General features: G+C 46.9%; 10 protein-coding genes and 1 pseudogene. 5 read left to right on the top strand and 6 right to left on the bottom strand.

What is annotated here, in order from left to right; genetic code table 11:
• A pseudogene (locus QUA78_RS26315) lies at positions 1–171 on the top strand (photosystem II q(b) protein); the annotation flags it as partial.
• A 425-nt stretch (positions 172–596) separates the two neighbouring features.
• Positions 597–1,382, top strand: a complete 786-nt coding sequence (locus QUA78_RS26310) for a GerMN domain-containing protein (protein WP_333303203.1) — start codon at positions 597–599, stop codon at positions 1,380–1,382.
• A 115-nt stretch (positions 1,383–1,497) separates the two neighbouring features.
• Here the strand turns inward: QUA78_RS26310 and QUA78_RS26305 are convergent, their stop codons facing one another.
• The 3 genes from QUA78_RS26305 to efp all read right to left on the bottom strand — a co-directional run bounded on the left by QUA78_RS26305 (position 1,498) and on the right by efp (position 3,232).
• Positions 1,498–1,890, bottom strand: a complete 393-nt coding sequence (locus QUA78_RS26305) for an ArsR/SmtB family transcription factor (RefSeq protein WP_246277063.1) — start codon at positions 1,888–1,890, stop codon at positions 1,498–1,500.
• 26 nt (positions 1,891–1,916) lie between these two features.
• Positions 1,917–2,474 (bottom strand): acetyl-CoA carboxylase biotin carboxyl carrier protein, encoded by a 558-nt coding sequence (gene accB, locus QUA78_RS26300; protein ID WP_333303204.1) that lies wholly within the window; start codon positions 2,472–2,474, stop codon positions 1,917–1,919.
• Between the two features lie 200 nt (positions 2,475–2,674).
• Positions 2,675–3,232, bottom strand: coding sequence for an elongation factor P (gene efp, locus QUA78_RS26295; RefSeq protein ID WP_333191822.1), 558 nt, complete (start codon positions 3,230–3,232; stop codon positions 2,675–2,677).
• 385 nt (positions 3,233–3,617) lie between these two features.
• On the opposite strand from efp, the gene QUA78_RS26290 reads away from it, so the two are divergent.
• The 3 genes from QUA78_RS26290 (at position 3,618) to thiL (ending at position 6,485) form a co-directional block, all read left to right on the top strand.
• A complete protein-coding gene (locus QUA78_RS26290; RefSeq protein ID WP_333303205.1) occupies positions 3,618–4,742 on the top strand; it encodes a peptidylprolyl isomerase in 1,125 nt (374 codons plus the stop codon).
• A gap of 235 nt (positions 4,743–4,977) precedes the next feature.
• Complete coding sequence (locus QUA78_RS26285) at positions 4,978–5,292, top strand: hypothetical protein (protein WP_333303206.1); 315 nt, start codon at positions 4,978–4,980, stop codon at positions 5,290–5,292.
• A gap of 32 nt (positions 5,293–5,324) precedes the next feature.
• A complete protein-coding gene (thiL, locus tag QUA78_RS26280) occupies positions 5,325–6,485 on the top strand; it encodes a thiamine-phosphate kinase (protein WP_333303207.1) in 1,161 nt (386 codons plus the stop codon).
• Between the two features lie 254 nt (positions 6,486–6,739).
• Here the strand turns inward: thiL and QUA78_RS26275 are convergent, their stop codons facing one another.
• From QUA78_RS26275 to QUA78_RS26265, 3 genes are all read right to left on the bottom strand, one after another.
• On the bottom strand, positions 6,740–7,396 hold the full coding sequence (locus QUA78_RS26275) for a hypothetical protein (protein ID WP_333303208.1): 657 nt from the start codon (positions 7,394–7,396) through the stop codon (positions 6,740–6,742).
• Positions 7,397–7,691: 295 nt separating this feature from the next.
• The gene (locus tag QUA78_RS26270) at positions 7,692–8,882 is read right to left on the bottom strand and encodes a cysteine desulfurase family protein (protein ID WP_333303209.1); all 1,191 of its coding nucleotides are present in this window, start codon (positions 8,880–8,882) and stop codon (positions 7,692–7,694) included.
• A gap of 89 nt (positions 8,883–8,971) precedes the next feature.
• A complete protein-coding gene (locus QUA78_RS26265) occupies positions 8,972–9,370 on the bottom strand; it encodes a four helix bundle protein (RefSeq protein ID WP_333303210.1) in 399 nt (132 codons plus the stop codon).
• Between the last annotated feature and the right edge of the window lie 36 nt (positions 9,371–9,406).

Genomic DNA, 9,406 nt, shown 5'->3' with positions numbered 1-9,406 from the left:
TCGATTATCGACTCTCAAGGTCGTGTCATCAACACTTGGGCTGATGTGATCAACCGCGCTAACTTGGGTATGGAAGTGATGCACGAGCGCAATGCTCACAACTTCCCTCTCGACTTGGCTGCTAGTGAAGTCACCCCAGTAGCAATGGTTGCTCCTTCTATCAACGGCTAAGTTTTAGCCCCAGATAAACAGAAAGCGCTCCTAGTAATAGGGGCGCTTTTTGTTTGGGAAAAAATAATTTTATCGACATCCTTTTTCCTTCTTCCTTCTATCCGTTACCCACATTACATCCATCCGTTGCCTTCCTTCTTCCTTCTTCTTTCTTCTTTCTTCCTTCATCCTTTAATTTTTTATGATTACTATAGAATATGGCCACTAAGCCGATCGAGATACAATGCGACATACTCCACGCGCGAAATCTCATATTATGGTCTAGGATTCCCATAGTCGGACTCAGGATATGTTGGACTTGCCGTAGAGTGTTCGCTAGCAGCAATGCAATTGTGTCAATTCCAGAATCTAACCATAGACGAATGTAGCTGATCGGAGTCGCTCCTCACCGTCCCAAGCGCTCTATCTGTAAGGAGGATTTGTATATGAAAGATGGACAAGAAGTACGCCGCGTCTCCACAGCAGTGATTGCCGGTGTTTGCGGGTTAGCTTTAGTGGCAGGAGGGGGCATTGCCTGGTGGACGGCGAACCGTTCGCCAACCCCTGCAGACACGCACTCTTCCGCTCCGACTACCGCTCCGGCGCTGTCCCCAAGTCCTGCGGAATCCCCTGCTGTAATTATCCCGGTACCCCCTCCAAATCCTGTCCAAGCGCCTACAGCTCAGACGCCTACCGCTCAGACGCCTACAGCTCAGACGCCTACCGCTCAGACGCCTAACGCTCAGACGCCTAACGCTCAGGCATCAAAGTCGCCTCAGCCCAAGCCTTTGCCGCAGCCAGCAGCCCAGACAGTGCAAGTCTACTGGGTTAAAGATGCCAGTGGCAAATTTGAGGGAGTTCCTACGAAAGTAGCTGTCAAACAAGCGGACAAGCCTGATGCAACTTTACAAGCTGCTTTTAACAGTTTGTTGGCCGGGCCCAAGGATGCAAATGTTTCTAGCGAAATTCCTAATGGGACAAAACTCCGGGGTTTGAGTGTCAAGAATGACGGAGTTTATGTCGATTTGTCGGCAGAATTTACTTCGGGGGGAGGTAGCAATTCAATGACTGGCCGGTTAGGGCAAGTTATCTATACGGCTACGAGTTTACAACCGAATACCAAGGTTTGGATTTCGGTCGAAGGCAAGCCTTTAGAACTTTTGGGTGGCGAAGGTTTGGAGGTGGCTCAGCCGAGTACCCGCCAAAGTTTTGACAAAAATTTTCCCCTTTAGTAATTATGAGTCATTAGTGAGAAGTCATTAGTTAGGAGTCATTAGTCATCGGTCTGAAGACAGAGAGTAGGGATTGATAACTGATGACTGATGACTGATGACTGGCGACTAATTTTTAGTGCTTGGTAGTCAGGCTAAATGCGCGAAAGTGTAGGGCTTGCTGTTCGATCCGGCTGGCAAGCCGATCGCACACCATATTACACAGCTCGAAAATTAACTCGTCCTGCACCTTATAATAGGCTGAAGTCCCTTCACTCCGGCGAGTAAGGATACCAGCTTGGAGCATGAGTTTTAGGTGCTTAGAAACATTGGCTTGACTCGTTTGAGTAGCTTCCACCAACTCTTGCACGCATTTTTCGCCGTCGCGAAGCAAGTTCAAAATTCGTAAACGCATTGGCTCGCTCAAAATACTGAAATACTCAGCAACTTGTTGCACAACCTCTTGCGGGACAGGCTGGGATGACTTCATCAAACTCACCGGAGAGAAGTGATCTGGAACTATTAGCATTTATTCCATAACAATAAAGTAATCTTTTAATCCGGATTAATTCGCATCAAAACTTGACCGTATTCCACAGGTTCCCCATTTTGAACTAAAATTTCCATCACTTGACCGGACACTTCATCAGCATCGATCTCGTTCATCAGCTTCATCGCTTCGATAATACAAACTGTCTGGCTGACCTTGATGCGATCGCCCACATTGACAAAAGGCGGCTCGTCGGGAGCAGCAGCGCGATAAAAGGTTCCTACCATCGGCGAGATAATTGGCACCCATTTCGTATCGACAGGAGCAGTCACGGCAGCAGGCACGGCGACTGGTGTGGTGGCAGGGGCCTCAGCCAGAGCTGCTCCTACATTTTGGTCAACAGCAGGAGGTGAGGCTAAGCTGGGGCTAGCAACAGCGCCCAACGCGCTCGGAGCGACTGTCGCCACGGCAGCAGGGAGCGCAGCAGCGGTGCCTGGTGAACTTGCCAGAATGCCTTTGCGCACTGTCAGTTCAAGATCCCCACTTTTTAAGGTCAGTTCCGAAATGCCTGTTTTGTCTAATACAGTTAGGAGTTCGCAAAGCTGGTTTAAGTCTAGTTGCACAGCAGATTCAAGGGTAATTGAGAATTGAAAATTGAGAATTGAAAATTGAAAATTAGGAATCCGGCGAAGCTAGGAGAATTCACCGAGTTTGGAGGCCAAAGGGATAGTTTTTAAGCTGTGAGCGATGAGTGTTGAATTTTGACTTCTTTAACTCATAACTCAGAACTAAAAACTAAAAACTCCCTTTTCCTCCGTCGTTTCTACTCTCGGCCGAGGTACTTGTCTTCACGAGTATCAATCCGAATCCGTTCTCCAATGGAAATAAATAGAGGCACCATAACCTGAGCTCCGGTGGAGACGATCGCGGGTTTGCTGCCACCGGTGGCAGTATCTCCTTTGACTCCCGGATCGGTTTGCAGCACTTCCAAGACAACAGAGTTGGGCAGTTCCACTTCCAGGATTTGGTCGTTCCAGCGAAGGATGTTGACTTCCATCCCTTCACTGAGGTACTTGACACGATCGCCTATTTGCTTGGCACTGAGGCGACTTTCCTCGTAAGTTTCCATATCCATAAAGACGAACTGGTCGCCCTCTTTATAGGTATGCTGCATCGCGCTCTTTTCCAGGTTGGCTTGAGGCATGGTCTCGCCGGCCCGGAAGGTTTGTTCTACTACGTTTCCGGTTTGGACGTTTTTTAATTTTGTCCGCACGAAAGCCGAGCCTTTTCCTGGCTTGACGTGGAGGAATTCGATAACCCGCCACACGCCGTTATTCCATTCAATTGAAACACCTGGTCGAAAGTCGTTACTGGAGATCATATAAATTTTTGCGGGCAATCCCGTCGCCTTGCCGGCACGGGGGAACTACAGTCAGTCGATTTTAGATTTTAGATTTTAGATTTTAGATTTACTCCACAGATGAATTTGGGAGATTGAACCTTGGTCTAAAATTTTGATCTCTCCACGACAGGAGTCTGGGGATTGTATCCGTTTTTGAGCGGGTCAGGTTAAAGCTGCTGTCTAGCTGACGGCATCAAAAAAGCAATTGGCATTTTATTTTACCGTTCAAAGGGGGCAAGTGCTGTACGGAAAGCTAAAAAGCTCTCAAGGGAAGGAAGTTCGGCAACGAATTGTGTAGGGCATTTAAGGGATAGAAGGCCGACAGCGCTGTGGGAAGATAATAGAGGCAATAAAAGTTAAAGTTATGTTGCATTGGCCTAATTTCTCGATCGATACGTGCAAGCGCTGGGTCAAAACCCTCGCTTTAGCACTCCTGCTGTTCACTCTCGGACTGAGTTTCAGTGCAGTCTCCCATGCCAAACGCCCCAGCAGCAGTATGCCTGCTGGGAATGCGATTACCGACGGCCGGGCGCTGCTGCGCTTCGCTTTACCTATTGACAATCAGACTGTGCGAGATTTGCAAATCAGTCTCGAAGACATTGGCAACCACATACGGTCTAAACGTTGGGGGCCCATTAGCAGCGATGTCAGCAAGGCTTCCAGGATTCTCAATCTTCGGGAATCTGAAATTTTAGAGAGTATTCCCGAGGCCAAAAAGCCGGAAGCTGAGGTGCTACTTGCACAAGTCAAGGAGGGAATTGCTCAACTGGAAAAGGCTGTTGAGGCTAAAGACAAGGAAAAAGTGATTGACTTGAAACCCACAATCCTGGGTTCGGTAGGCGAAATCGAAGAGTTGATGGTGACAAAGTTTCCGTTTGAAGTGCCGGCAAAATATGCTAATCTGCCTCAACTGAAAGGGCGCGCTACTGTGGCCGTACAAACTGAAAAAGGGGAAATTACTGTAGTGGTTGACGGCTACAGCGCGCCGGTTACGGCTGGTAATTTTGTGGATTTAGTCGATCGAGGTTTTTATGACGGTTTACCGTTTATTCGATCGGAAGAATCCTACGTTTTGCAAACCGGAGACCCCGAAGGCAAGGAAGAGGGTTTTATTGACCCAGGTACTGGCAAATACCGGAATGTTCCGCTGGAAGTGCTCGTCAGAGACGAAAAGGAGCCTGTTTACGGGATTACTCTAGAAGATGCGGGGCGCTATCGCGACGAGCCTGTTTTGCCTTTTTCTGCTTTCGGTACTGTGGCAATGGCGCGCAAGGAAGCTGAACCCGACAGCGGTTCTTCTCAGTTTTTCTTTTTCTTGTTTGAACCTGAACTCACGCCCGCTGGCCTGAATCTGTTGGACGGCCGGTATGCTGTTTTTGGTTACATGATTGAAGGAAAAGAAGTTTTGGAGAAACTGAAGCAGGGAGACAAGATTGTATCTGCTAAGGTGATTGAAGGGAAGGACAATTTGGTTCGACCTCAAATTTGATCTTCTATGAGGGCGATTGAAATCGCTTCTTGTCAAACAAAGCCCGCCTGCGCGGGCTAGAAAAATCAATTAGGTAAGTTAAACTTTCTGTTTTCGGCGATTGAAATCGCTGCTACACGAGCCAGGCCCGCAAGGCAAAGGGTATAATAATCAATCACGTAAGTTAAACTTTAATCAACGTCATTATGTCCACCTATTTAGCTTCGTTATTCAATTTAGCAACTCGATCGCTCTTATGGCAATTTTAGAATTTTTATTGGTAATTGGTTTGGGGGGATTCGCAGGCTTGTTGATTGTAAAAAATCTGAATGAAAGCAAGCAAAAGCAGCGGTTAGATGAGGCTTTTTATCAGTTGTTGGAAACTCAAAACAGTCAAATTTCCCTGATTCAACTGGCGGCTAATGCAAGGGTTGAGGCTGAAGTTGCTCAGCAGTATTTAACTCGGCAAGTTAAGATTTTTTCAGCGGTTTTAGAGGTAGATGATGAAGGGGATACTTTTTATAGGTTTCCTAGGTTGCGCTTGCCGCCGAGTTCCGGTAAGGAATGGTGAAGTGAGAAAGTGCGATCGGCTAATTCCAAATTATGAAAGTTAAAGATATCGGTGAACAAGGTCTTTTAAGAATATTGCAAAAATTCTGCCCCGCAGAGATAGTGGGTGATGATTGCGCTGTCATGGCTACAAATCCCAACCAATCTCTCGCTATCACTACAGATATGCTGGTGGATGGAGTGCATTTTAGCGATCGCACTACGGGGCCTTATTACGCAGGATGGCGCGCCGCAGCGGCAAATTTGTCGGATCTGGCGGCTATGGGAGCAACACCTCTGGCGGTGACTGTAGCCCTCGCTGTGGCGGCGGATACGGCTGTGGAGTGGGTTGAAGAGTTTTATCGGGGGATGACGGCTTGCTTGCAAGAATATGATACGCCGATCGTCGGTGGAGATGTTGTGCGATCGCCCGTGGTAACGGTGGCGATTACTGCTTTTGGAGAGGTTGAGTGCGATCGTACCATTAGTAGGTCAAATGCCCGATCGAATTGGGCGATTGTCGCTACTGGCGTTCACGGAGCCTCCCGCGCGGGATTAGAATTGCTGTTAAATCCAGAATTCGGGCAAAATCTGGGAAAGGGCGATCGAGCTTCTTTAATTCTCGCTCACCAGTGCCCTAAACCGAGGCTCGATGTTTTGCCGGTTGTTTGGGAAATATTGGGTTGTGAATCTGCGATGGAACCCCCCCTCAGTCCCCCCCTTACCAAGGGGGGGAAGCAAGATTTCAATTCTCCAGGTGCGATGGAACCCCCCCTCAGTCCCCCCCTTACCAAGGGGGGGAAGCAAGATTTCAATTCTCCCCCCCTTAGCAAGGGGGGGCCGGGGGGGGTTAAATCCCCAATTGCAATCGCCGGAATGGACAGCAGCGACGGTTTAGCTGATGCGATTATTCAAATTTGTCGGGCTAGCGGTGTAGGCGCAAAAGTCGATCGCACAAAAATACCAATTCCCGATATTTTCAGCGAAATAGTATCAACCGAAAAAGCTTTAGATTGGGCATTATACGGCGGAGAAGACTTCGAGTTAGTGCTGTTTTTGCCGATAGCGAATGCTAAGTTATTGGTAGAAAAAATAGGAAATGGAGCCGCGATTGTGGGAATCGCTACCGATAGCACCGATATCTGGTTGATTGATAGCAGCGGTATTTATCCTGATACTGTATTAAAGCTCGATCGAGGATTTCAACACTTCTGAATTATCTGTTAGTCCGCATAGACAACTGCCAGATTATTTTGTGTCGTTTGCCATTGTTCGGAAAAGCATCGCGGGTGCGGACTTCTAATGCCGCCGTGTAAAATGCGATCGCCCGTTATATCAATTCCGGCTAGGCCGGAATGATATAGAGGACACGGCAGTGCCGTGTCCCTACGCCAGATTTATTGTAGGGAGACGGCACTGCCGTGTCCTGATTTTGGGTGATATTAATTCCGATGCAACCGGAATTGATATTACTGATTTTCCGCCAGCGAATCGTTGATTCTGTTATTGTAGGCAATAGCCAGATTATTTTGAGTTTGCGTCCATTTTTCGCTTCCTGGTTCCCGATTATTTAAAACTATTTGATAACCTGTAATGGCAATTTCAATATTGTTAGCTCTATTACCGCTGGGAAAGTCACTAATATGAACACTCAAATTTTCAATCAGGCTGATAATTGAGCTAATTGTTTCTGAGTTTTCGCCGTCAATTAACTTCTGGGCTACTTCCTGTAAAATCTCGGCAAAACGGGCATTGAGGAGATGTTGCCGTTGTTCGAGCATGGGGTAAATTACTGCAATATCGCTATTACTATCTTGTTCGGCTCGCAATAATTCTAGGAAAAAGTTTGCATAGTCTTGGAAATTTTCACTTTCAGAGTTATTGCTATCTCCGTCATCGTTCATATCGATGAATTGCCGTAGCTGACTGGCTAGATTTCGGAGGAAATTAGCGCCATTCTCGCCTCCTTGTTCTGCTAAGGTTGATGCTACTAACTCGCAAGTTTCCAGAAATCCGCGATCGAGCAATTCTGAGTTATCCTGTAATATCTGCGGTTCCTCTCCGTTGGGGCAATTCAGCAGGGTGTGAATTAATTGCAGATAGGCTTGAGCGCGGTTTTCTTCCATTGTGGGGAGTTGTGAATAACACCGGGATTTATTTTATCATGATTGGGGGTGGGTTTTTGGGTTTCTTTCTAATTTTTGATGATTTTGACCAATAATTTCTTGATGGTACAAGCCCGCGGATTTATCCGTGGAATCAATCCAAAATCTAAAATCTAAAATCCTCAAGCCCCCGAATTTATCCGTCGGGTCAATCCAAAATCCAAAATCTAAAATCTAAAATCGAATGACCGCAGATGTTAGCGGATGTACGCGGATGGACGCGGATAAATACGGTTATCTGGGTTTGCAGTTAATGTTAACGCCTAGATAATGCTACTTTGGGCATTAATCTATCCAAAATTTGCTCGATCGCAATTACTGTCCAATCAATATCAGCTTCTGTTGTTTCTCGTCCGAGAGTTAAGCGAATTCCACCAACGGCGCCGCTTTCGTCATATCCCATTGCTAATAATATCGGACTGGGAGTTAGTTTCCCGCTGCTACAAGCAGAACCGGAACTAATGCCAATTCCTGCTAAATTTAGCTGCCGCACCAGAGTTTTGCCTGTGATTCGCTCTGTGTATCTCTGTTGATAAGGGCGGGAGGAAGGGGAGACGATGCAAAAACTGACGTGGTGTGGCAGCCGACAATATCTATCGCCTGTTGGTACTAAACTTGGTACATGAGCTAATCGGTCAAAAAGCCGATCGCGCAATCCAATTAACCTCGGCGTTTCCACATCTATTTCCTGCAATGCTAACTCCGCCGCCACCCCAAAACCGACAATTGCCGGCAGCGCTTGCGTCCCGGAACGCAGTTTCAATTCTTGGCCACCACCGCCTAACATTGGCACTAATTCTATTCCTTGACGCACGTAAAGCGCCCCCGCACCTTGCGGCCCGTAAAGTTTGTGACTGGAAACCGAAAGCAAGTCTACGGGCAATTTCTGCACGTCAATCTGCAGCTTGCCGGCAACTTGAACTGCATCGGTATGAAACATGATATTGCGATCGCGCGCAATTTGTCCCAAGGCCTCTATTGGTTGCAGCGTCCCAACTTCGCTTTGTCCGTAAATAATTGAAATTAACACTGTATTCGATCGCAGCGACTCTTGCAAATCCAAAGGGTGAATTCGCCCAAATTTATCCACCGGTAGGCGCGTCACTTCCCATCCCAACTGTTCGAGTTGTCGCGCCGGTTCTGCTACTGCGGAATGCTCTACGCTGGAGATAATGATATGCTGCGGCTTTGTATAAAGACGGGCAATTCCCATTATTGCCAAATTGTCCGCTTCCGTGCCGCCACTGGTAAAAATTATCGATTCCGGTAGCGCGTTAATCAAGCTAGCAACCTGCATTCTCGCTAATTCTAAAGCTGTGGCCGCCCTTTGTCCCCACTCGTGCAAGCTGGAAGGATTTCCCCACTGCTGAGTCAGGGCTATTTGCATGGCTTGAATCGCTTCTGGGCGCGGTGGCGTTGTGGCGCTATAGTCGAGGTAAATTTGCATGATTTTAATGAGTTAGTTGTTAGTTGTTAGTTGTTAGTTGTTAGTTGTTAGTTGTTAGTTGTTAGTTGTTAGTTGTTATTGGTTATTTGTCAAGAGTCTGTGGGTGGTTTGCTTTTGGGTATTTTCTTAATTTTCAACGCTTGAGTATTTGCTTTGCTTTGAATTGAGTTTAGGTAAGCGTTGAGTTTGGGAGATAGTTCGTCTATTAAAGGTTTTATGCGCTCGATTTGCTCGGTGGTTAACAGGTGTCGGGCACAAGCTAATCTTAACCAGTGTCTTGTTTCATGCAGTGACCGCCTGGCTATTTTGATAAAACGTTGATTATCATTGTAGTTATACCGCCCATTCCCCTCGGCAATATTAGCACCAATACTATCGACTGACCTAACCAATTGTTGCCCCACTGTATTTTTAGCAAAGAAATCCCAGGATTGAACAATAAACCAAACTTCATTAGAAATTTGCTCTGCTAATTGATAAACCTGCAACTCTTGAAACCTAACCATACATTTAAAAGTTGAACA

It is taken from the genome of Microcoleus sp. K4-B3 (assembly GCF_036704615.1).
Taxonomy (GTDB): domain Bacteria; phylum Cyanobacteriota; class Cyanobacteriia; order Cyanobacteriales; family Microcoleaceae; genus Microcoleus.
The sequence above is the reverse complement of the archived record's forward strand: the minus strand, read 5'-3'. Positions and strand labels throughout refer to the sequence as shown.